Origin of the sequence: Streptomyces sp. McG3, assembly GCF_018619185.1 — a bacterium.
Lineage (GTDB): Bacteria > Actinomycetota > Actinomycetes > Streptomycetales > Streptomycetaceae > Streptomyces.
Map to the genome: position 1 here is coordinate 1 of NZ_JAAXYC010000129.1, position 21,436 is coordinate 21,436.

General features: G+C 70.3%; 18 protein-coding genes and 2 rRNA genes. 8 read left to right on the forward strand and 12 right to left on the reverse strand.

Translation table 11 applies throughout. The features are described from left to right. Together HET64_RS20965 and HET64_RS20970 are read right to left on the reverse strand one after the other, a co-directional pair. Positions 1-492 (reverse strand): HAD family hydrolase (locus HET64_RS20965; protein ID WP_251145631.1); only part of this gene is annotated, 492 nt, incomplete at its 3' end. Positions 493-531: 39 nt separating this feature from the next. Beyond that, a complete protein-coding gene (locus HET64_RS20970) occupies positions 532-1,038 on the reverse strand; it encodes a hypothetical protein (RefSeq protein WP_215107826.1) in 507 nt (168 codons plus the stop codon). A gap of 274 nt (positions 1,039-1,312) precedes the next feature. Between HET64_RS20970 and HET64_RS20975 the strand changes: the two genes are divergently transcribed. After that, positions 1,313-1,759, forward strand: coding sequence for an Rv3235 family protein (locus tag HET64_RS20975; protein WP_215107828.1), 447 nt, complete (start codon positions 1,313-1,315; stop codon positions 1,757-1,759). Positions 1,760-1,827: 68 nt separating this feature from the next. On the opposite strand, the gene secA is transcribed toward HET64_RS20975, so the two are convergent. Further along, complete coding sequence (gene secA, locus HET64_RS20980; protein ID WP_215107830.1) at positions 1,828-4,650, reverse strand: preprotein translocase subunit SecA; 2,823 nt, start codon at positions 4,648-4,650, stop codon at positions 1,828-1,830. A gap of 240 nt (positions 4,651-4,890) precedes the next feature. Here secA and HET64_RS20985 point away from each other — a divergent pair, with 240 nt between their 5' ends. Together HET64_RS20985 and HET64_RS20990 are read left to right on the forward strand one after the other, a co-directional pair. Then, complete coding sequence (locus HET64_RS20985; RefSeq protein ID WP_215107832.1) at positions 4,891-5,502, forward strand: GNAT family N-acetyltransferase; 612 nt, start codon at positions 4,891-4,893, stop codon at positions 5,500-5,502. Positions 5,503-5,565: 63 nt separating this feature from the next. Next, a complete protein-coding gene (locus tag HET64_RS20990; protein ID WP_215107834.1) occupies positions 5,566-6,753 on the forward strand; it encodes a winged helix-turn-helix domain-containing protein in 1,188 nt (395 codons plus the stop codon). Positions 6,754-6,792: 39 nt separating this feature from the next. Here HET64_RS20990 and HET64_RS20995 read toward each other — a convergent pair whose 3' ends face one another. The 7 genes from HET64_RS20995 to mtnA form a co-directional block, all read right to left on the reverse strand. Beyond that, positions 6,793-7,548, reverse strand: coding sequence for a response regulator transcription factor (locus HET64_RS20995; RefSeq protein WP_215107836.1), 756 nt, complete (start codon positions 7,546-7,548; stop codon positions 6,793-6,795). A 183-nt stretch (positions 7,549-7,731) separates the two neighbouring features. After that, positions 7,732-8,421 carry a ribosome hibernation-promoting factor, HPF/YfiA family gene (gene hpf, locus HET64_RS21000; protein WP_003968752.1) on the reverse strand — a complete coding sequence of 230 codons (690 nt, stop codon included), beginning with the start codon at positions 8,419-8,421 and terminating at the stop codon, positions 7,732-7,734. 326 nt (positions 8,422-8,747) lie between these two features. After that, complete coding sequence (locus tag HET64_RS21005) at positions 8,748-9,506, reverse strand: ComF family protein (protein ID WP_215107838.1); 759 nt, start codon at positions 9,504-9,506, stop codon at positions 8,748-8,750. Positions 9,507-9,590: 84 nt separating this feature from the next. After that, a complete protein-coding gene (locus HET64_RS21010; protein ID WP_215107854.1) occupies positions 9,591-11,426 on the reverse strand; it encodes an LpqB family beta-propeller domain-containing protein in 1,836 nt (611 codons plus the stop codon). A gap of 34 nt (positions 11,427-11,460) precedes the next feature. Next, positions 11,461-13,500 carry an MtrAB system histidine kinase MtrB gene (gene mtrB / locus HET64_RS21015; protein WP_215107840.1) on the reverse strand — a complete coding sequence of 680 codons (2,040 nt, stop codon included), beginning with the start codon at positions 13,498-13,500 and terminating at the stop codon, positions 11,461-11,463. 1 nt (position 13,501) lies between these two features. Further along, the gene (gene mtrA, locus HET64_RS21020) at positions 13,502-14,191 is read right to left on the reverse strand and encodes a two-component system response regulator MtrA (protein ID WP_007448372.1); all 690 of its coding nucleotides are present in this window, start codon (positions 14,189-14,191) and stop codon (positions 13,502-13,504) included. A 4-nt stretch (positions 14,192-14,195) separates the two neighbouring features. Further along, positions 14,196-15,338, reverse strand: coding sequence for an S-methyl-5-thioribose-1-phosphate isomerase (gene mtnA, locus HET64_RS21025; RefSeq protein ID WP_215107842.1), 1,143 nt, complete (start codon positions 15,336-15,338; stop codon positions 14,196-14,198). Positions 15,339-15,478: 140 nt separating this feature from the next. Here mtnA and HET64_RS21030 point away from each other — a divergent pair, with 140 nt between their 5' ends. Genes HET64_RS21030 through HET64_RS21050 form a run of 5 tightly spaced genes read left to right on the forward strand, consistent with a single transcriptional unit; the run spans position 15,479 to position 20,971 of the window. Then, positions 15,479-16,690, forward strand: a complete 1,212-nt coding sequence (locus HET64_RS21030; RefSeq protein ID WP_215107844.1) for a glycerophosphoryl diester phosphodiesterase membrane domain-containing protein — start codon at positions 15,479-15,481, stop codon at positions 16,688-16,690. A 4-nt stretch (positions 16,691-16,694) separates the two neighbouring features. Then, positions 16,695-17,384 carry a DUF4129 domain-containing protein gene (locus tag HET64_RS21035; RefSeq protein WP_215107846.1) on the forward strand — a complete coding sequence of 230 codons (690 nt, stop codon included), beginning with the start codon at positions 16,695-16,697 and terminating at the stop codon, positions 17,382-17,384. Further along, entirely contained in the window at positions 17,381-18,631 is a 1,251-nt protein-coding gene (locus tag HET64_RS21040) for a DUF4350 domain-containing protein (RefSeq protein ID WP_215107848.1), read from the forward strand. The genes HET64_RS21035 and HET64_RS21040 overlap by 4 nt, the downstream gene beginning before the upstream one ends. Further along, positions 18,628-19,647 carry a MoxR family ATPase gene (locus HET64_RS21045; protein WP_215107850.1) on the forward strand — a complete coding sequence of 340 codons (1,020 nt, stop codon included), beginning with the start codon at positions 18,628-18,630 and terminating at the stop codon, positions 19,645-19,647. The genes HET64_RS21040 and HET64_RS21045 overlap by 4 nt, the downstream gene beginning before the upstream one ends. A gap of 10 nt (positions 19,648-19,657) precedes the next feature. Continuing rightward, positions 19,658-20,971: a DUF58 domain-containing protein gene (locus HET64_RS21050; RefSeq protein WP_215107852.1), complete on the forward strand. Its 1,314-nt coding sequence runs from the start codon at positions 19,658-19,660 to the stop codon at positions 20,969-20,971. Between the two features lie 164 nt (positions 20,972-21,135). Here the strand turns inward: HET64_RS21050 and rrf are convergent. Beyond that, positions 21,136-21,252 (reverse strand): 5S ribosomal RNA (rrf, locus tag HET64_RS21055). A gap of 79 nt (positions 21,253-21,331) precedes the next feature. After that, positions 21,332-21,436 (reverse strand): 23S ribosomal RNA (locus HET64_RS21060); the annotation flags it as partial.

Genomic DNA, 21,436 nt, shown 5'->3' on the forward strand with positions numbered 1-21,436 from the left:
ACCACGGCGGTACGGAGAGAGGCGCGGGGGCGCGGCTGGTCCGACACGGCAGATGACTCCTCGGCAACGTGCCGCCGGGGACGGCGGAGCGTGAACAGTGCGGGTGGTGAGGTGAGCGGTCACCACCGGCACCAGCTGCTCGTGCCCGTACATGCTCAGCAGCGACTGACTGCGCCCGGCCCGCTGCCAGCGATGCAGCAGCTCCTCCACCCCGGCGGTGAGCCCACAGCCCACCCGCTGCTCCGCGTAGTACCGGTGGAAGATGCCGTCCATCCGCTCCCACTCGGCCTCGGTGGGCAGCCGGCCCAGGAACCGCTCGTAGAACCGGGGTATGGGGATCGTGTACATCTCCCGGTACTGATCCAGCGTGATCGGCGCCAGCTCGACCTCCGCGAACGCGGCGTTCGTCGCCTGGATGACGGCATGCGTGTCGTCGAGCAGCGTGCCGTTCCAGTCCCAGACCAGATGAGTGCGTGTCGTCCCCGAAGTCATACAGAAAAAAATACCCGCCGGGTACGACAACGCCGCCCCTCAGCCGATGAGCTGCCCAATCTCCTGAACGCCGAACCAGAGCAGCTCGTGGTCCTCGGCCCCGTCCACAGTGAACTGCGCGTCGTCGTCGCCGAGGTCCGCCGCTCCCAGCACCGCCGCGGCGGCGGCCACGTCCTTCTCCGCGTCGTCGGCGTCCACGTGCACGGCCGCCGCCTTGGCCAGCGGCAGCGCGGCTGCGATCCGCACCTCGCCGAGCGATGCCGCGCTCAGCCCGTGGTCGGGGTCGGCGACGGCGGCCCCGTCCGGTACGTCGACGGCCACGACGACCCGGCGGCGCACCTCGTCCGGCTTCCCCGCGATCATCCGGAGCGAGGCGGCGGCGGCCCGGTTGAGCGCCGCGTACTCCAGCTCCTCGATGTCGTCGGAGACGTACCACTCGCGCAGCCCCGGGGTCACCGCGTAGGCGGTCAGCGGCCCGGGGCCGACCTCGCCCGCGCCGTGCGCCGCTGCGAGACCGGAGAGGGTCAGGGGGACGTACACGCGCATGGCAGGTCGCTTTCGTAGAGGGAAACGTACTCAGGATACGTGGGAACGTCCCCTTTCGGGTTCCGGCAACCGGGGCCGTACGTCCACGGCCAACGCCCCGTCACCCCCGCTGTCGCCCTTGTCCCGCAAGGGCACAGCCACGGACAGGTGAGACCGCCCGCGCCCGATCGGCGCCCGGAGGCCCCTTGCGTCGCTGACGACCTCACCCGTAGAAGATCCCCAACACAAGTTACCGTCCGGTAGAAACCGGGCCCGGTCAACGGGGGCGACGATCATGAGCACGGACAGGACGAGGCCCGCAGGCCGACGCGACCGGAGTGGTCCCCGGTCAGTACCTCCGCAGCGGTCCCGCAGGCTGCAGCCCCACCGGCCGCAGCGGCCCCACCAGTGGTTCGCCGAGCGCCTGCTCGCGGTCCTCAGCGGCCAGCGCCCGGTGCACTGGATGCTCGGCCACACCATCGGCGAGGCCTACGACCAGCTCGCCGAGCTGGCCCCGACCACCCCGCTGGGGGCCACCCGGGGCAGCCGCCCCGTCCTTCGCCACTGCCGCGGGGCCCAGCCCGCCACCGGCGTGGTCGAGGCGTTCGCCAGCATCGCCGCGGGCGACCGGGTCCGGGCGATGGCCTTCCGCCTGGAACAGGGCCCCGACCAGCGCTGGCGCTGCGCCGCGGTGGAACTGGGCGGCGAACGCCTCACGGCCGGCGCCCCGGGCCCCCGGTGACCCCGCGAACGCGGCAGGGGCCGGACACCTCGTGGTGTCCGGCCCCTGCCGGGGTACTGCCGCAGGTGCTACTTCTTGCGACGGCGACCGCCGCCGCCGTTCTTCTGCGCCTTGCGGCGCTCCGCACGCGTCATGCCGTCGGCAGAACCGGAGCGCGTGTCACCGGTGGCGTCGTCGTTGGCGAAGTCACCCTCGACGACACCGCCCTCGCCGTCCACCGTGGGAGCGGAGAAGTGGAGCCGGTCCGGCCGCTGCGGGGCCTCCAGGCCCTTGGCGCGGATCTGCGGGGCAGCGGCGGCGCCCTCCTTCTCCAGCGAGGTGCGCTCGGCGCCGTCCTGCACCGGAACCTCCTCGACCTGCTGCTCGACCTGGACCTCCAGGTTGAACAGGTAGCCGACGGACTCCTCCTTGATGCCCTCCATCATGGCGTTGAACATGTCGAAGCCCTCGCGCTGGTACTCGACCAGCGGGTCCTTCTGCGCCATGGCCCGCAGGCCGATGCCCTCCTGGAGGTAGTCCATCTCGTAGAGGTGCTCGCGCCACTTGCGGTCGAGCACCGAGAGGACGACGCGTCGCTCCAGCTCACGCATGATGTCGGAGCCGAGGGTGCTCTCGCGCTCCTCGTACTGCTCGTGGATGTCGTTCTTGACCGACTCGGCGATGAACTCGGCGGTGACGCCCGCCAGGTCCCCGGCCGCCTCCTCCAGCTCCTCGACAGTGACCTTCACCGGGTAGAGCTGCTTGAAGGCGCCCCACAGCCGGTCGAGGTCCCACTCCTCGGCGAAGCCCTCGGCGGTCTCCTGCCGGATGTAGTCGTCGATCGTGTCGTCCATGAAGTGCCGGATCTGGTCCTGGAGGTCCTCGCCCTCCAGGACGCGGCGGCGCTCGCCGTAGATGACCTCGCGCTGCCGGTTGAGCACCTCGTCGTACTTCAGGACGTTCTTACGCGTCTCGAAGTTCTGCTGCTCGACCTGCGACTGGGCGGAGGCGATGGCACGGGTGACCATCTTGTTCTCGATCGGGACGTCGTCCGGAACATTCGCCATCGACATCACGCGCTCGACCATCTGGGCCTTGAACAGGCGCATCAGGTCGTCGCCCAGCGACAGGTAGAAACGGGACTCGCCCGGGTCGCCCTGACGGCCGGAACGACCGCGCAGCTGGTTGTCGATGCGGCGCGACTCGTGGCGCTCGGTGCCGAGCACGTAGAGCCCGCCGAGGTCCTTGACCTCTTCGAACTCCGCCTTCACGGCCTGCTCGGCCTGCTCCAGCGCGGCGGGCAGCGCGGCCGCCCACTCCTCGACGTTGTCCACCGGGTCGAGGCCGCGCTGGCGCAGCTCCGCCTCGGCGAGGTCGTCCGGGTTGCCGCCGAGCTTGATGTCGGTGCCTCGGCCGGCCATGTTCGTCGCGACGGTGACGGCGCCCTTGCGGCCCGCCTGGGCGACGATCGTCGCCTCCCGGTCGTGCTGCTTGGCGTTGAGGACCTCGTGCTGCACACCGCGCTTGGAAAGCTGCTGCGAGAGGTACTCGGACTTCTCGACCGAGGTGGTGCCGACCAGGATCGGCTGGCCCTTCTCGTGCTTCTCGGCGATGTCGTCGACGACCGCGGCGAACTTGGCGACCTCGGTGCGGTAGATCAGGTCCGACTGGTCGGCGCGGACCATCGGCCGGTTCGTCGGGATCGGCACCACGCCGAGTTTGTAGATCTGGTGGAACTCGGCGGCCTCGGTCATCGCCGTACCGGTCATGCCGGAGAGCTTGTCGTAGAGGCGGAAGAAGTTCTGCAGGGTGATCGTGGCGAGGGTCTGGTTCTCGTCCTTGATGTCCACCCCTTCCTTCGCCTCGATCGCCTGGTGCATGCCCTCGTTGTAGCGGCGGCCGGCGAGGATACGGCCGGTGTGCTCGTCGACGATCATGACTTCGCCGTCGATGACGACGTAGTCCTTGTCCTTCTTGAACAGTTCCTTGGCCTTGATGGCGTTGTTCAGGTAGCCGACGAGCGGGGTGTTCACCGACTCGTAGAGGTTGTCGATGCCGAGCCAGTCCTCGACCTTGGCGACACCGGTCTCGTGGATGGCCACGGTCCGCTTCTTCTCGTCGACCTCGTAGTCGCCGGTCTCCTCGATGCCCTTGAGCTGGTTGCCCGCCTCGCCCTTGGTGAGGCGCGTGACCAGCTTGGCGAAGTCGCCGTACCACTTGGTGGCCTGGTCGGCCGGGCCCGAGATGATCAGCGGCGTACGGGCCTCGTCGACGAGGATCGAGTCGACCTCGTCGACCACGGCGAAGTTGTGGCCGCGCTGGACGAGCTCGTCCTTGGACCACGCCATGTTGTCGCGGAGGTAGTCGAAGCCGAACTCGTTGTTCGTGCCGTACGTGATGTCGCAGGCGTACTGCTCACGGCGCTGGGCCGGCGTCATGTTGGCGACGATGCAGCCGACGGACAGACCGAGGAACTTGTGGACCCGGCCCATCATCTCGGAGTCGCGCTCGGCGAGATAGTCGTTGACCGTGATCAGGTGCACGCCCTTGTTCGAGAGCGCGTTCAGATACGTGGGCAGGGTGCCGACGAGGGTCTTGCCCTCACCGGTCTTCATCTCGGCCACATAACCGAGGTGCAGGGCGGCTCCGCCCATCATCTGTACGTCGTAGTGGCGCTGTCCGAGGACGCGCTTCGCGGCCTCACGGACCGTGGCGAACGCTTCGGGAAGCAGGTCGTCCAGGCTCTCGCCGTCCGCGTACCGTTCCTTGTACTCGTCGGTGAGCGCCCGCAGCTCGGCGTCGGAGAGGTTGACGAAGTCCTCTTCGATGGAGCTGACCTGGTCCGCGATGCGGTGCAGTTTGCGCAGGATCTTGCCTTCGCCTGCACGCATGAGCTTGTTGAAGACGGACACTGAGGCTGGTCTCCTTGCCGGTCGGGCCTGGCACTGGGTCGTGTAATGGACTCTGGCGCGGGCACGGCAGGTGGGCCCCACCGCAACGGCCATCGTAAGCGAGGACACCACCGCGTCGGGAGGGCTGCCGTCGCGTGGACCTCGCCGCACCCTTATAGGACAACGGTCCAAACGCACGGAAGGTGCCGGGAAGCCCCAAAAGTGCTCGCATCAAGGATGCCGACTCACGAGAATCGGTCCATGGAGCCGATCACTCTCACCACCGAACGACTGCTGCTGCGGCCCTTCGGCCCGCAGGACACCTATCCGGTGCACGCCGCCTGCCAGGACCCGGACATCCAGCGATGGACGGTGATCCCTTCCCCGTACCGCCTGACCGACGCGGAACTGTTCACCACGAAGCTCTGCCCGGCGGGCTGGCAGGACGACTCCGCCTACGGCTTCGCCCTGATCCTGCGGGAGACCGGGGCGATCGTCGGTGCGCTCGGCATCGACCGCCGCAGCCTGCCGGGGACCTACGAGGTCGGCTACTGGTCCGCCAGGGAACACCGAGGCCACGGATACGTGACCGAGGCCGTGCTCGGCTCCGCCCGCTGGGCCTTCTCCTCCCTCGGGGCGGACCGGCTGGAGTGGCGGGCCGAGATCGGCAACGTGGCCTCGCGGGCCGTCGTCCTGCGGGCGGGGTTCCGGCTGGAGGGCGACCAGCGGTCCGGGCTGCTCAACAAGGGGGTGCGGCGCGACGCCTGGACGGCGGCCCTGCTCCCGTCCGACCTGGGGCTCGCGGGCTCCCACCCCTACGTCCCCGAACGGCGTGCTCCGCGTCCGGGCGGGACCCCGGAGCCCCGACGTTGACCAAGGGGGTCCGCGGACAGCATCCGGGCCGGACTGTCAGTGGCGCCGTCTAGGGTTCGACGTATGACGCCTGTGCCTCCTCCCGCAGTCGAACTCTCCGCCGACCAGGCCCGCCGCATAGCGCTGCGCGCCCAGGGCTTCCTGGGAGCTCCGGACCGCCGGGCAGGGGTGCCGGGGGTGCTGCGGCACCTCGGCGCGGTCCAGCTGGACACGATCTCGGTGCTGGCCCGCTCGCACGAGCTGATCCCCTACGCCCGGCTGGGCCCGGTGAGCCGCCGGACGGTGGAGGACGCCTACTGGTCGGGCGGCCGGACCTTCGAGTACTGGTCGCACGCGGCGTGCATCCTGCCCGTCGAGGAGTGGCCGCACTTCGCGTTCCGCCGCCGCGCCTACCGCTCGCGCCCGCACTGGGGCCACGATCTGCCCGACGGCTCGTACGACACGGTGATCAAACAGCTGCGCGACGAGGGCCCGCTGACGGCGACCGAGCTGGGCGGCGCGAAGAACGGCGGCGAGTGGTGGGACTGGTCGGCGTCCAAGGTCGCCGTCGAGCGGGCCCTGATGTACGGCGAGGTGGTGTGCACCGAGCGGCGCGGCTGGAAGCGGGTCTACGACCTGGCCGAGCGGGCCATTCCGGATGCGTTGCTCCACGACGACCTGAGCGACGCCGAGTGCCGGCGGCGGCTGGTGGCGCTGGCGGGCACGTCCCTGGGCGTCGGCACCCGCGGCGACATCGCGGACTACCACCGCCTGAAGGGCGAGGAGTTCGACGCCGTGGTGGCCGACTCGGGGCTGGTCCCGGTCGTGGTGGAGGGCTGGGCGAAGCCGGCCTGGGCGGACCCGGAGGCCCTGGCCAAGGAGGTCCGCGGACGCCACCGTACGACGCTGTTGTCGCCGTTCGACTCCCTGATCTGGGAGCGGGCGCGCACGGAGCGGATCTTCGGCTTCACGCATCGGCTGGAGGCCTACGTGCCCAAGCAGAAGCGGATCCACGGCTACTTCGCAATGCCGTTGCTGGCGGGCGGGAAGCTCCAGGGCCGGGTCGACCCGGCGCGCGAGGGCACGACGCTGGTCGCCCGGCAGGCGTCGCTGGCCGGCCCGAAGGCCGTGGCCCCGATGGCCGAGGCCCTGGTGGAGGCGGCGGCCTGGGTGGGCTGCACGGACATCCGGGTGGACCGGGTGGACGCCCCGGAGCTGCGGGAGCCGCTCAGGACGGAAATCGGCCACGCACTCCAGCGCGCCTACCGCTGACCGGCCCCCGCCACCCGGGACGGGAGCCGGAGGCGTCCGCTATCTGATCTCCAGGATCTTCTCGCGCATGGCGTAGACCACGGCTTCCATCCGGGAGTGCAGCTGCAGTTTCTCCAGGATGTTGCGGACGTGGTTCTTCACCGTGTTCTCGGAAATGAACAACTCCTTGGCGATATCCCGGTTGTTCATGCCGGTCGCCACGAGTTTCAGCACTTCCAGCTCGCGTTCGGTGAGCCGGGGCGCCGGAACGAGCCGGCGCTCGTCGGTGCGCTGGATCATCGATTTGAACTCGGTGAGCAGCTTGGAGGCCATGGAGGGGCTGATCTGGGACTGCCCGTCGGCGACCGCGCGAATGGCCGTGGCCACCTCGTCGGTGGAGATCTCCTTGAGGAGATAGCCGGTCGCGCCCGCCTTGATCGCCTCGTAGAGGTCGGCCTCCTCGTCGCTGATCGTCAACATGATGATCTTCGCGCTGGGAGCCACCTCCTTGATGGCCGTACAGGCCTCGATGCCGCCGCGCTTGGGCATCCGGACATCCATCAGAACGATGTCGGGCAGCAGGTCGGCGGCCTTGTCCACCGCCTCGGAGCCATCCCCGGCCTCGCCGACGACCTGGATGTCCTCCTCCTGGGCGAGGACGATCTCCAGGCCCCTGCGGAAGAGCGCGTGGTCATCGACCACGAGGACCCTGATCGGCTCCTTGCGTGAAGCGCCGTCCGCCCCGCTGCCGGTGTACGCACCGGTGTCGGCGTCGGAGTCATTCGCATCGCGCACGGGCCCGAAGGTGTCCGCCATCGTTCCTCCCCCTGAAGGCCACGGCCTGAAGTGTCGTTCGTTCGCCAACGGCACTTCACAGAACACCGATTGGCTCGGGCCGCCATGATTCCATGCCCGGCCGCCGGCACGGTGGTCCTGCGCACGTGCGAGGGTGCCCCCGGTGGCGCGAAAACGCCCCGGGGGCCCTCGGACGCCGTGGCCTCAGCCGCCGAGCGCGCCGCCCGCGCCGCCTGCTTCGTCAGCGGCGAGCGGGTCGGTCCTCAGGTGGATGACGCCGTAGTCGTAGGCGTGTCGCCGGTAGACGACACTGGGCTCCTTCGTCTCCGAGTCGACGAACAAGTAGAAGTCGTGGCCGACCAGTTCCATCTCGTAGAGCGCCTGGTCGAGCGACATCGGTGCGGCGGTGTGGGTCTTCTCGCGCATCACGAGCGGCCCTTCGCCCTGTACTTCGAGCGAGCCGATCTTCGTGGTGGGGACAGGCTCCGACGGCTGGTCGCCGACCAGTTCACCGTCCTCGTCGAACGAAGCGACGCCGGGGACCACGTCCCCGACCTCGGCGGCCGACAGACGGCCGTTGCCCCGGCGGCTGTAGCGCTTGTCGTGCTGCTTGCGCAGCCGGGCCTCCAGCTTTCCGGTGGCCAGATCGAGCGCTGCGTAAGGGTCGCCCGCCGCCGCTTCCGCCCGGATGACCGGTCCTCGGGAGCGGAGCGTGATCTCCACCCGGTCGGAACGGTCGGCCTGACGGGGATTCGGCTCCTTGGACACCTCGACGTCGAGGCTGATCACCTTGCCGTCGAACTTCTGGATCTTGTCCAGCTTCAGCTTCTCGGCCACGTGCTTGCGGAACCGCTCGGGCACCTCGGTCTTGCGGCCCTTGACGACGATGTCCACGCAGAACTCCGTTCCCGGATCGCCCCGCTCAGCGGCGGGGCATCTCCCTTTTGCACCAGGCCCCGGAGATCACCAGGGCCTCGGACTCGGTGGCTTTCGCCTCCTCCTCCCCCGTCGGAAGGGTCGCAACCCCACCGACTTGCGTGCTTCTCCTACCGGTGAGTTACCTGCCCGAAACCTCGTGGTGCATTCATCGAGGTCCGGCATTCACCGTTCCTCACAACCGAACATAGCCTGCGCACCACGGTCTCGGCACCCGCTACTGGCACGTACCTCCGTTCAGGGGGTATTGCCCTCTCATTACCTGCAACGATGCGAGTTCTCGGTCAGTTCCGGTTTATTTCGAAGGCGGAGGGAGAAGCCGCGACGACCACCGCCCGGCACACTCCGGGCACGGAGGGCTCCCGACCGACGTCGCGCGCCTCTCCGAGGGCCCGTGCCGCCTCCGCCAGCGTCGATCCCGTCGTCAACAGATCGTCGACCAGGATCACCCGACCGTGCCGGAGAGGTCCCTGCCTGATGAGTCCGTGCCGGAGGAGCCGCGCTCCCCCTGCCGTGAGCTCCAGCGCGCCGGCCAGATTCGCCCGCCGCTGCCGCGCCCCGAGACCGGCCTGGTCGGCAACCGCGCGTCGCTGCCGCAGCAGCGGAAGCACCTCGGCCGGCAGTCCCTCGCGCCGCAGGTCCCGCGCGGCCGTGGCGGCGATCCTGCGCACCGGGTCATGGCCACGCGCCGCGGTCGAGGAGCGCGCGGAGGGCACCGGGACCAGCAGCAGGGGGCCCGCACCGCCCGGCCGCCCCGCCCAGGCCCGTACACAACCCGCCAGGGCCCGCCCGAGGGCCCCGGCCAGCCCCAGTGCCCCTCGTTCCTTGTGGGCCAGCAGAACCGCGCGTACGGCGTTCTCGTACGGCGCGGCCGCGTACACCGCCGGAAGCCCAGGAGGCCGGGGTGAGGGCCGGACCGGGCGGGCGGGCGCACCGTACAACGCGGCCCCGCAGGCCGTGCACAGCTCGGTGCGCGGCCTGCCGCAGCCGGCGCAGTCCACCGGCAGAAGCAGGCCGACCCCCTCCTGCCAGGCGTTCCGCATGGCACCACTGTGCCGGGGCCGCCGGGACCGGTACCACCCCTGTGGAAAACCCCGGGCGCCCGGCGGGCCCGGCCTGCAGCCGGATCAGCCGGGGTAGACCAACGACGTGCCCTGTTTGAGAACCGTCTGCCAGTTGTCCCCCGGCGAGAGCTTCACAATGCCGTCGCCGACGGTCTCCGCCATCAGCGGAAGCAGTTCGTCGTCCGCCGCGGCGACCGACTGGACCTGGTTCACCCCGGGCAACGACCCCGAGGCCGACGTGGAGCCGTCCGCCTGCACGTAACGCACCTGCTGGACGCCGCCCTCCTCCTTGCCGACGACCACCAGCCGGCTGCGTCCGGACCAGGAGATGGCCGTCACGTCCGTGAGCTGCGGTGCGGCCTGGCGCAGGTCCTCGACCGAGATCTCGGGCGCCACGGAGGAGCCCCGGCGCTCCACCCGGCCGATGTTCAGCGTCGTACGGCCGTCCTTCTTCAGCAGCAGGGCGATCCGCACCCCGTCCGCGGACATCCGCAGCTCCTCGATGCGCGCGCCGTCGAGACCCGGTACCCGGACCTCCTGCGGCTCGCCCGCACCTCCGGTCAGCCGCAGCAGCCTGGGACCGGCCGGATCGCGGTCGGCGACCCACAGGTCGCCGCGGCCGTCCCAGCTCGGCGACGACAGCCGGTCGGCGGCCTTCTTCGCCTTGCTGCTGACGAGGGGGTCGGCCAGTTCACTCGCCTCCGTCTCCAGGGAGGACACGTAGAGGTGCTGCCCCTGGGAGGAGATCGCGGCGGCCCGCTTTTCGTCCCGGGCCACCCCGACGGCGCTCATCGGGACGACGCCCGCACCGAGCGGGCCGGTCACCGGCTCGGGCGTTCCGGTGCCGTCGGTGGCGCCGGGGATCCGCTCCACCTGACCCTTGTCGTTGATGAGGTACTGGCTGTCGGCCTCGTCGGAGCCGTTGTCGGCGGAGAACTCCGGCGCGTCGTCGGCGTCCAGTGCGCACAGCTGGGCGCCCCCGCCGCCCTCCAGCTCCACCCGCTCGACCCGTGCCGAGGTCAGGTCCCCGAGCGTGAACAGCACCTGCGCGGCCATCATCCGGCAGGCGCTGGGGCTCGCCTTGTCGGCCTTGTGGTTGAGCGGCACCTTCAGGACGTTCTGATCGTCCGACGGCAGCGCGATGACGCCCTTGCGCAGGGCGGTCCCCGTCGGGAACCGGGAATCGACCACCGGCCCCAGCCAGTTCGTCGGACCGGCGAGCAGCGTCCTGACGGTCTGCGTGACGGTGTCCATGCGCGTGACCGGATCCGCACGGTTGCGTACGTAGACGGGGTCCGCGACGAGCGTCGACTGACCGTTCGTACGCCCGGTGGCGAAGTAGTACTTGTTCACGGAGCGGTAGAGGCGCTTGAAGTCGGACTGCCCGAGGACCAGGCCGTCCGGCACGACGTCGATGCGCCACTCCTGCTTCCCGTCCGGCCCCTTCTCCTGCACCAGGTGCAGGGTCTGGGCGTAGTCGCTGGGCGCGAGGGGACGGTAGGAACTCTGGGCGTCGACCGCCGCCACCTTCTCGCCGGTCAGCGTGTAGGTCGTCGCCTTGTCCCGGGTGGCCCGGTTGGCCTCGTCGTGGAGCAGGGGGCCACTGCGGTTGGGGGCCTGGGCGAGCACCGTGATGCCCCCGCCCGGCTGCCAGGTGCTCCGGGCGTCGGCGCTCAGGTACTTCCGGGTGGTCGCGAACGCGGGATCATCACTGGTCATCGACTCCAGGAAGCCGTCGACGATCTCGCTGGGCGCCGCGCCTTCCCGGGGGGCCACCGCGTACACCTGCACCTGGGAGTCCCCGGGCTGCGAGGCGTCGACCGCCTTGACGTCCCCGGTCACCGGCATCGAGCCGCACCCGGCCAGCACGACGACGCCGCAGCCCAGCAGCGCGAGCATCCGCACCGCCCGTCCTCGGCCGCCCGGACGGCGGTCAGTACCCACGAGTGGTGTCCTCCTGGTCGGTATTCAGTACGCCGTTGCCCGAACGCCCACCGGGGCGCTCCTGGGCCGGGCGCGCCACGACACGTGCCCCGTTGCCGGGCAGCGCGGCGGGGTGCACCGACGAGGGGGCGCCGTTGCGGACGGCGGGGCCGCGACCGGGCACGGGCAGCGGCGAACGCTCGCCGGCCCCGGGCTGGGGCGGCACGGACATCAGCCGGTGGTCGTCCGACGCGCCCGCTCCGGCCTCGTCGCGTTCCCGGTTGCCGCGGTTGCGCCGCGAGTCCTCGGGCTCCAGCGGTATCGGCGAACCACGCAGGGGCTCGTCCGCCGTACGCGGCAGGGTCAGCCTGAACTGGGAGCCGCCGCCCGGCTCGCCCCAGGCCTGCAGCCAGCCGCCGTGCAGCCGGGCGTCCTCCACGGCGATCGACAGACCGAGACCCGTCCCGCCCGTCGTCCGGGCCCGCGCCGGGTCCGCACGCCAGAACCGGTTGAAGACCCGGGTCGCCTCGCCGGGCTTGAGCCCGACCCCGTAGTCCCGGACGGCCACGGCGACCGCGCCCTGCGCCACGCCCATCCGCACCACGACGTCCCGGCCCTCACCGTGCTCGACGGCGTTGACCACGAGGTTGCGCAGCACGCGTTCGACGCGGCGGGCGTCGGCCTCGGCTATCACCGGCTGCTCGTCGCCGACGACCAGGATCCGGGTGCCCTTGCGCTCGGCGAGCGGCTCGGCGCCACCGATCACCCGGTGCACCACGGTCCGCAGGTCTATCGGCTCGGCCTCCAGGGCCGCGGCGCCCGCGTCGAACCGGCTGATCTCCAGCAGGTCGGCGAGCAACGACTCGAACCGGTCGAGCTGGTCGCCGAGCAGCTCGGCGGAGCGCGCGGTGACCGGGTCGAAGTCGGCACGCGCCTCGTGAATGACGTCGGCGGCCATCCTGACGGTCGTGAGGGGGGTCCGCAGCTCGTGCGAGACGTCGGAGACGAAGCGCCGCTGCATCCGGGAGAGCTCCTCCAGCTGCTGGATCTTCAGCTGGAGGTTCTGGGCCATCTTGTTGAAGGCCTCGCCGAGCCGGGCGATGTCGTCCTCGCCGGTGACCTTCATCCGTTCCTGGAGCTTGCCGGCGGAGAGCCGCTCGGCGATGCCGGCGGCCATCCGGACCGGCGTGACGACCTGCCGCACCACGAACCAGGCGATGGCCCCGAGCAGCACGACGACGAACAGTCCGGCGGTCGCCAGGGTCGTCTTGACCAGTGTCAGGGACTTCTCCTCCTGCGTGAGCGGGAAGAGGTAGTACAGCTCGTAGGGCTGTTGATCGATGTCGTACAGCCGCTTGCCGACGACGAGCCCGGGCTGCGACTCCTTGCCGTACGAGTACCGGATCAGGGAGTACGTCTGGAACGCGCCCTGTCCCTTGCTCACGTTCTGCCGCAGGCGCTCAGGAACGCTGGACGCCTCGACACTGCCGGAACCGCGCGCGGCACGGCTGCTCGCGCCCTCGGTCACCGAGTCGACGCTGAGCGCCACCACGTTGAAGGCGTTCTTGCCGCCACTCGCGAGCTGGTCGACGAGCTCGGTGCGCCAGGAGGTGCTGCCGGTCATGCCGTCGGTGCGCTCGCTCCCCTGCCCGTCGGGGGCGAGGGGGGCGTTGGCCTTCTCCTGGGCCGCGGCGAAGCCGCCGGCGGCCTGGGTCTGGGCGGCCTTGCCCTTGGCGTCGAGCAGGCCGTTGCGCACCTGGCCGATGACGACGAAGCCGAGCAGCAGCACGACGCCGATCGACATCAGCAGGGTGCCCGCGACGACGCGGAGCTGCAGATTGCGCCGCCACAACCGGACGGCGGGCAGCAGCGGGCGGCGTACCCACCGCATCAGCAACCGCGGTACGGGCCCGCCGGGCGTCCGGTCCTCGAACAGCCGGCCGCCTCGCAGGAAACGGCTCATACGTGACGCCTTCCGTCCCGGTCCGGCAGCCCGCTCCGTACGGACTCCCGGCTCGCCGGGCCCCGGAGCAGCGCTGCCTCGGGGCATCTCAGCTCGGTCCGGCCTTGTAGCCGACACCTCGGACCGTCACGACGATCTCCGGCCGTTCCGGGTCCTTCTCGACCTTGGAACGCAGACGCTGGACATGCACATTCACCAGGCGGGTGTCGGCCGCGTGGCGGTAACCCCACACCTGTTCCAGCAGGACCTCACGGGTGAAGACCTGCCACGGCTTGCGGGCGAGCGCGACCAGCAGGTCGAACTCCAGCGGGGTCAGGGCGATGGACTGCCCCTCCCGCTTCACGGAGTGGCCTGCCACGTCGATGACCAGGTCACCGATGGTCAGCTGTTCCGGCGCGGGCTCTTCGGACCGCCGCAGACGTGCCCTGATCCGGGCAACCAACTCCTTAGGTTTGAACGGCTTGACGATGTAGTCGTCGGCCCCTGATTCCAGGCCCACCACCACATCGACGGTGTCGCTCTTGGCAGTGAGCATGACGATCGGCACACCGGACTCGGCCCTGATCAGCCTGCACACCTCGATGCCGTCCCTTCCGGGCAGCATGAGGTCGAGCAGCACCAGGTCCGGCTTGGCCTCACGAAATGCGGCCAGTGCCTTGTCGCCGTCCGCTACGAACGACGGCTCGAAACCTTCTCCACGCAGCACAATCCCGAGCATCTCGGCCAGTGCGGTGTCGTCGTCGACGACAAGGACGCGTCCCTTCATAATCGACATCATCCCATTAGCTAATCGTTACCTGCGATGACCTGGCACACAGCTCTGCCAGTCCGACCCCCGTGACCGGCGAAACAGCACCCTCCTCGGTGACGATCGCCGTGATCAGTTCCGGCGGCGTGACGTCGAAGGCCGGGTTGTACGCCGGGGCCCCGAGGGGTGCGACGACCATCCCGCCTCCAGCGCCGGCCGATACACCCTGCCATGATGTGAGCTCCGTCACTTCTCGCCCGGAGCGCTGCTCGACGATGATCGATGTGCCGTCCGCGGTCTCCAGATCCACGGTCGTCGTCGGCGCCACCACGATGAAGGGCACGTGGTGATACTTCGCGAGCACGGCCAGCGGATAGCTCCCCACCTTGTTCGCCACCGAACCGTCGGCGGCGATGCGGTCCGCCCCTATGAGCACCGCATCGACCTCCCCGGCCGCGAACAGGGAACCCGCCGCGTTATCCGTGAGCACGCTGTACGCCAGACCGTTGCGCGCGGCCTCGTACGCGGTCAGCCGGGCCCCTTGGAGCAGCGGACGCGTCTCGTCCACCCACAGCCGTCGCAGCCGCCCCTTCCGGTGCACCCGCAACGCCACGGCGAACGCCGTCCCCTCGCCCCCGGAGACCAGTGCCCCGGTGTTGCAGTGGGTCAGCAGCTGATATCCGCGGCCCGGCATCAGCTCCTCCAGCAACGCCTCGCCGTACCCCGCCATACGCCCGCTGGCCTGGGCATCCTCCTGGTGCAGGGCCCGCGCCGCGGCCAGCGCCGCCGCGGCGGCCGCCTCGTCGCCCGCCCCCTTGCCGACGGCTTGCCCGTAGGCGGCCGCCACCCGCCGCACCCCGTAGCCGAGGTTCACCGCGGTGGGCCGCGCCCGCTCCAGCAGACCGGCCGCCTCCGCGACGTCGTAGCCCCGCGCCGCCGCGAGTGCCACCCCGTACCCCCCGGCGATGCCGAGCAGCGGGGCCCCTCGCACCGCCAGAGTCTGGATCGCCCGCACCAGCGCGGGCACATCGGTGCACACCAGCTCGACCTCCTCGGCGGGCAGCCGCGTCTGGTCGAGAAGCACCAGCACGGGACCCTCCGGGGGCTCGTCCCAGCGGAGTACGGAAAGCGCGGGAGGCTCGAAGCCCGCCGTCGATTGCGCGTCCTGATCAGCCATCCGTCCAGTCTGCCCCGTGAGCCGCCCGTACCTGAAGGCTCCAAGGAGACAGAGCGGCTGGTCCACCCCGGACCCACGCGTGGCACGATGGCTGCCAACCTGCCGCCCCGATGAGCGGTCAGGACGGTGAAGGAGCGAGAATGAACGACTCTCCGGGCTGGGCGTCGCCCGGATCTGCCCCCTCCGACGGCAAGGAGACGGCGATTCCCCGCCCCTCCGAACCCCAGGACGGAAGCGGCCCGACGGGACAGTGGTCCCCCGAGCAGCCGCCCCCCGGGCAGTGGTCCCCACCGAGCAACCCCGGCAGCGGTCCCGGAGCACGGCCTCCCGCCCCCGGCTGGGGCGGTGGCCCGCAGCGACAGGGCTGGGCAGGACCGCCGCCGGCCGCGAAGCCCGGCGTCATCCCGCTGCGCCCCCTGAGCCTCGGCGAAATCCTCGACGGCTCCGTCTCCGCCCTGCGCGCCCACTGGCGTACCGCACTCGGCTTCAGCCTCGCGGTCTCGGTGGTCACCCAGACCGCCGTCATCCTCATGCAGCGCTATCTGCTGCCGGAACCGACCTCCGTCGACCCGAACGCCACCGGCACCGAGGCCCTCCGTCAGGCCACCGACTCCGCCCGGTCGACACTGATCTCCCTCGCCCCGGCCTCCCTCGTCACGATGATCGCCACGCTCTTCACCGCGTCGATCATCACCGTGGTCATCAGCCGCTCGGTACTCGGCCGTCCCACCACACTCTCCGACACCTGGGCAGAGGCCCGCCCCCGGGTCCTCCCGCTGCTCGGGCTGACCTTGCTGGTGGCCCTGATCATGGCCGCGATCATGACCGTGGGCGTCGGCCCCGGGCTGCTGCTGGGGTCCGAGGCGGGAGCGGCACTCGCCCTCCTCGGCTTCGCCGCCGCCTGCGTCGTGATGCTCTGGCTGAACGTCAGCTTCGCACTCGCCGCCCCCGCCCTGATGCTGGAACGACAGAGCATCGTCGCCGCGCTGCGCAGGTCGGCGAAGCTGGTCCGCGGCGCCTGGTGGCGCACCTTCGGAATCCTCGCCCTGACCTGGCTGCTGACCTTCCTGCTGACGTTCCTCGTCTCCATCCCGTTCGGCGTCATCGCGGTGATCGCCGACGGAACCGACGTCAGCGAATTCTTCAGTGGCACCGCCCCCTCCTTCGGCTGGCCGTTCCTGATCGTCACCGGCATCGGCGAAGTGATCGTCTCGACTCTGATCTACCCCTTCGTCGCCGGTGTGATGGCCCTCCTCTACGTGGACCAGCGCATCCGCCGCGAAGCACTGGACCTCGACCTCGCACGGGCCGCGGGTCTGCCCGGCTACGGCGCCGACACCCCCAGGAGCTGATGCGGTGTCGGGGGCGGGGGGCACCACCACAGCACGGCGGGACACGGCAGCGGGCGACATACCCGTGGACACTCCACGCCTCCCCGCACGGGAGGCGGCGGAGAGCGAGCTGTCCAAGCCGATGTACCACGAGAACGACCCGAACTTCCTCCAGCGCGCCCTGAACCAGTTCTGGGACTGGGTCGCCGGGTTCTTCGACGCCGCAGCGGGCGCCGCACCCGGCGGCCCGGCCGGACTCGTCGTCCTGGTCGTCCTCGTCATCGGTCTTGCCGCCGCTCTCTGGTGGCGGCTCGGCACCCCGCAACGCTCCTCCCGGAGCCCGGACGCGCTCTTCGACCACGACGGCCCCCGCAGCGCGGCCCAGCACCGCGCCGCCGCCGAGGCACACGCCACGGCTCTGCGCTGGACCGAGGCCGTCCAGGAGCGCATGCGTGCCATCGTCCGGTCCCTTGAGGAACGTGCCCTGCTCGAACCGCGCCCCGGCCGCACAGCGGACGAAGCCGCAGCCGAAGCCGGCCGCGCCCTGCCCGAGCACACGGTCCGGCTGCGCGCCGCCGCCCGGAGCTTCGACGACGTGACGTACGGGGGCCGCACCGCGGACCAGCCGGCATACCTGTCCCTGCGCACCCTCGACCTCGAACTCGACGAGGCAAAGCCGCTGCTGCCCGGAACCTCCCGAGGAGCCACCGGATGACCACGGCGACCACCGCTTCCCCCACCTCGACAGCGCCCACCCCCGGCCAGGTCTGGACCCGTGCCCGAGGCATCCTGGCCGTCGTCCTCATCCTCGTCGTCGCCGGCATCACGTTCGCCGCCGTGCGTTCCGGAACGGACCACGGACAGCTCGACCCCCGCTCGGCGGACCCCAAGGGAAGCCGCGCCGTGGCCGAACTCCTCAAGGCTCGCGGCGTCTCCGTCACCGTCGCCACCACGCTCGACGAAGTCACCGCCGCGACCGGCCCCGACACCACGCTCCTCGTCGCGGGCCCCAATCTCCTGACCCGGTCGCAGCAGCTCCGACTGGACGCGGCGGCCTCCGCCTCCGCAGGACGCACCCTCCTGATCGCCCCTGGACCGGGAGCCACGGCTCGACTCGCACCCGGCGCCCACGCCGAGCAGCACCACGCCGTCAGTGCGCTCGCCCCGTCCTGCGAGCTCCCTGCCGCCCGACTCGCCGGCACAGCGGACATGGGCGGCACCCGCTATACGACGCAGGCCCCCGGCGCCGTCACCTGTTACCCGGCTGCGGGCCTCCCCAGTCTGGTCGTCCTCCCGACCGGAGAGGGCGGCGACACCGTCCTCCTCGGGTCCCCCGTCCTCCTCCACAACGAGCGTCTCGACAAGCAGGGCAACGCCTCGCTCGCCCTGCAACTCCTCGGCTCCCGACCCCATCTCGTCTGGTACCTCCCCTCTCTCACAGATCCATCCGCGACAACCGATGCCAACTCCCCCGGTGACGGAGACGAAGACCCATCAGAGGACGGAGCGAGGAACGACGCGTCCGACGAGAGCAGCTTCCTCGACCTCGTCCCCTCCGGCTGGGTGTGGGGAACGCTCCAACTCGCCCTTGCCGCAGTCCTCGCCGCCGTCTGGCGGGCCCGCCGACTCGGCCCCCTGGTGACGGAACGGCTGCCGGTGGCCATCCGCGCATCCGAATCGGCCGAAGGCCGCTCGCTCCTCTACCGCAAGGCCAACGCCCGCGACCGTGCCGCCGACGCCCTCCGAGCCGCCACCCGCACTCGTATCGCGCCCCTCGCCGGAGTGCCCACCCGTGACGCGCACACCCCTGACGTCCTCCTCGCCGCCGTGTCCGCACGCATCACCTTCCCGGACCACGACCTCAGCACCCTGCTTTTCGGTACGGCTCCCTCCACCGACGCCGCCTTGGTCCTCCTCGCCGATCAACTCGACGCCCTCGAAAGAGAGGTACGCACTTCATGAGCGCCCCGACCCCCGAGCCGACCGAGCCCACAGCGGCCCCCGTGAGGCCTGCGGAACCGGAGCCGTCCGACAGCGCCCGCGCGTCCTTGGAGGCTCTGCGCTCCGAGATCGCCAAGGCCGTCGTCGGCCAGGACCCCGCTGTCACCGGACTCGTCGTCGCGCTGCTCTGCCGGGGACACGTACTCCTCGAAGGCGTACCCGGCGTGGCCAAGACACTGCTGGTCCGTGCACTTGCCGCATCGCTCGAACTCGACACGAAGCGCGTCCAGTTCACCCCTGACCTGATGCCCAGCGACGTCACGGGTTCACTGGTCTACGACGCGCGCACCGCCGAGTTCTCGTTCCAGCCGGGCCCCGTCTTCACCAACCTGCTGATCGCCGACGAGATCAACCGAACCCCTCCCAAGACCCAGTCCTCCCTCCTCGAAGCAATGGAGGAAAGGCAGGTCACCGTGGACGGGACACCGCGCCCCCTGCCTGACCCCTTCCTCGTCGCCGCGACCCAGAACCCCGTCGAGTACGAAGGCACCTACCCTCTCCCCGAAGCCCAACTGGACCGCTTCCTGCTCAAACTGACGGTGCCGCTCCCTTCGCGGCAGGACGAAATAAACGTCCTCACCCGTCACGCCGACGGCTTCAACCCGCGCGACCTGAAAGCCGCGGGGATACGACCCGTCGCCGGGCCCGCCGATCTGGAAGCAGCGCGCGAAGCCGTCGCGAAAACCACCGTCTCCCCCGAGATCGCCGGCTATGTAGTGGATATCTGCCGTGCCACGCGCGATTCCCCCTCGCTCTCCCTCGGCGTCTCCCCCCGAGGCACCACCGCACTGCTGTCGACCGCCCGCGCCTGGGCCTGGCTGACCGGCCGGGACTATGTCATCCCGGACGATGTGAAGGCCTTGGCGCTCCCCACGCTCCGTCATCGCATCCACCTGCGGCCCGAGGCGGAAATGGAAGGAGTCACCCCCGACTCCGTCATCGCCTCAGTGCTCGCCCACGTGCCCGTACCCCGATGAGGCGGTGACCATGGCCCTCACCGGACGTACCGCGCTGCTGGCCGCCCTGGGATCACTCCCTGTAGGCATCCTCGCTCCTAGCTGGACCGGGATGCTTGCGGTCAACGCACCGCTCTCACTGGCAATTCTGTGTGACTATGCCCTGGCCGCGCCAGTGCGCACGCTCCGATTCACTCGATCCGGCGGCACATCTGTTCGACTCGGTGACGCGGCCGAAGTGCAACTGACGGTGACCAACACCTCGCGTCGGCGCCTGCGCGCCCAACTGCGGGACGCCTGGCCGCCCAGCAGCTGGGCCTCGGGCTCCGAACGTCGCGCGTCCCGTCACACACTGGCGATTCCTCCCGGGGAACAGCGACGTCTGGTCACTGTTCTGCGCCCGACCAGGCGCGGCGATCGGCAGGCCGAACGCATCACCCTTCGCTCGTACGGCCCGCTGGGCCTCGCCGCACGCCAAGGACAGCACCGGGCACCGTGGACCGTACGGGTCCTGCCACCGTTCACGAGCCGCAAGCATCTGCCTTCCCGGCTCGCCCGACTCCGGGAACTCGACGGCCGCACCAGCGTTCTGACACGCGGTGAAGGCACGGAGTTCGACAGTCTGCGGGCCTATGTACCCGGGGACGACACCCGCTCCATCGACTGGCGGGCCACCGCACGCCAGTCCGCCGTAGCGGTCCGGACCTGGCGTCCCGAGCGTGACCGGCACATCCTGATCGTCCTCGACACCGGCCGCACGTCAGCGGGCAGGGTGGGTGACGTCCCCCGCCTGGACGCCTCGATGGACGCCACGCTCCTTCTCACCGCGCTCGCCACCCGGGCGGGCGACCGCGTAAGTCTCCTTGCGTACGACCGCCGGGTCCGAGCCCGGGTCCAAGGGCGGACGGCCACGGGCAACGTTCTGGCCACCGTCATCAACACCCTGGCCACACTGGAACCCGAGCTCGTCGAGACGGACGCCCGCGGCCTGAGCAACGCCGCCCTCACCGACGCCCCTCGCGGTTCGCTGATCGTTCTCCTCACGACGCTGGAGGCCGCCCCCATCGAGGAGGGGCTCCTTCCGGTGCTGCCTCAACTCACCCAGCGCCACACCGTTCTGCTGGCCGCGGTCTCCGACCCTCGGATCGAGGAAATGGCTCACGCCCGGGGAACCGTGGACTCGGTGTACGACGCGGCAGCCGCCGGCCAGGCCCAGGCCGACCGTGCCCGCACGGCCGACAGGCTTCGCCGCCACGGCGTTGTCGTCGTGGACGCCACTCCGGAGAATCTCGCTCCCACCCTTGCCGATACGTACTTGGCCCTGAAGGCGGCAGGCCGTCTCTGACGGAGAGCCCAGCGCCCTGCACGCCGGCTGTGCGGTCGAGGAGTATCCGGGGAACTGCCTGCTCCAGCTCGCGTTCTTCTGATTCTCCTCGGCGCCGGTGCCGGTCGAGTCGTGAACGCAGAAAAGCCCCGCACCAAAAGGTGCGGGGCTTTCCCGGAAAAATTGTTCGGCGGCGTCCTACTCTCCCACAGGGTCCCCCCTGCAGTACCATCGGCGCTGAAAGGCTTAGCTTCCGGGTTCGGAATGTAACCGGGCGTTTCCCTAACGCAATGACCACCGAAACACTATGAAATTAACCAACACCGGAACAAAACACGGCCGTTCGTTATTTCAGAACTAACACAGTGGACGCGAGCAACTGAGGACAAGCCCTCGGCCTATTAGTACCAGTCAGCTCCACCCCTTACAGGGCTTCCACATCTGGCCTATCAACCCAGTCGTCTACTGGGAGCCTTAACCCTTCAA

Excerpts from the sequence above, each read along its gene's own strand:
- HET64_RS20990 (WP_215107834.1), top strand. The coding sequence starts at position 5,566 with ATGACGCCTGTGCCTCCTCCCGCAGTCGAACTCTCCGCCGACCAGGCC.
- HET64_RS21040 (WP_215107848.1), top strand. The coding sequence starts at position 17,381 with ATGACCACGGCGACCACCGCTTCCCCCACCTCGACAGCGCCCACCCCC.
- HET64_RS20975 (WP_215107828.1), top strand. The coding sequence starts at position 1,313 with ATGAGCACGGACAGGACGAGGCCCGCAGGCCGACGCGACCGGAGTGGT.
- HET64_RS20985 (WP_215107832.1), top strand. The coding sequence starts at position 4,891 with ATGGAGCCGATCACTCTCACCACCGAACGACTGCTGCTGCGGCCCTTC.
- HET64_RS21045 (WP_215107850.1), top strand. The coding sequence starts at position 18,628 with ATGAGCGCCCCGACCCCCGAGCCGACCGAGCCCACAGCGGCCCCCGTG.
- HET64_RS21005 (WP_215107838.1), bottom strand. The coding sequence starts at position 9,506 with ATGCGGAACGCCTGGCAGGAGGGGGTCGGCCTGCTTCTGCCGGTGGAC.
- HET64_RS21010 (WP_215107854.1), bottom strand. The coding sequence starts at position 11,426 with ATGCTCGCGCTGCTGGGCTGCGGCGTCGTCGTGCTGGCCGGGTGCGGC.
- mtnA (WP_215107842.1), bottom strand. The coding sequence starts at position 15,338 with ATGGCTGATCAGGACGCGCAATCGACGGCGGGCTTCGAGCCTCCCGCG.
- mtrA (WP_007448372.1), bottom strand. The coding sequence starts at position 14,191 with ATGATGTCGATTATGAAGGGACGCGTCCTTGTCGTCGACGACGACACC.
- HET64_RS20970 (WP_215107826.1), bottom strand. The coding sequence starts at position 1,038 with ATGCGCGTGTACGTCCCCCTGACCCTCTCCGGTCTCGCAGCGGCGCAC.
- HET64_RS21050 (WP_215107852.1), top strand. The coding sequence starts at position 19,658 with ATGGCCCTCACCGGACGTACCGCGCTGCTGGCCGCCCTGGGATCACTC.
- mtrB (WP_215107840.1), bottom strand. The coding sequence starts at position 13,500 with ATGCCCCGAGGCAGCGCTGCTCCGGGGCCCGGCGAGCCGGGAGTCCGT.
- HET64_RS20995 (WP_215107836.1), bottom strand. The coding sequence starts at position 7,548 with ATGGCGGACACCTTCGGGCCCGTGCGCGATGCGAATGACTCCGACGCC.
- HET64_RS21030 (WP_215107844.1), top strand. The coding sequence starts at position 15,479 with ATGAACGACTCTCCGGGCTGGGCGTCGCCCGGATCTGCCCCCTCCGAC.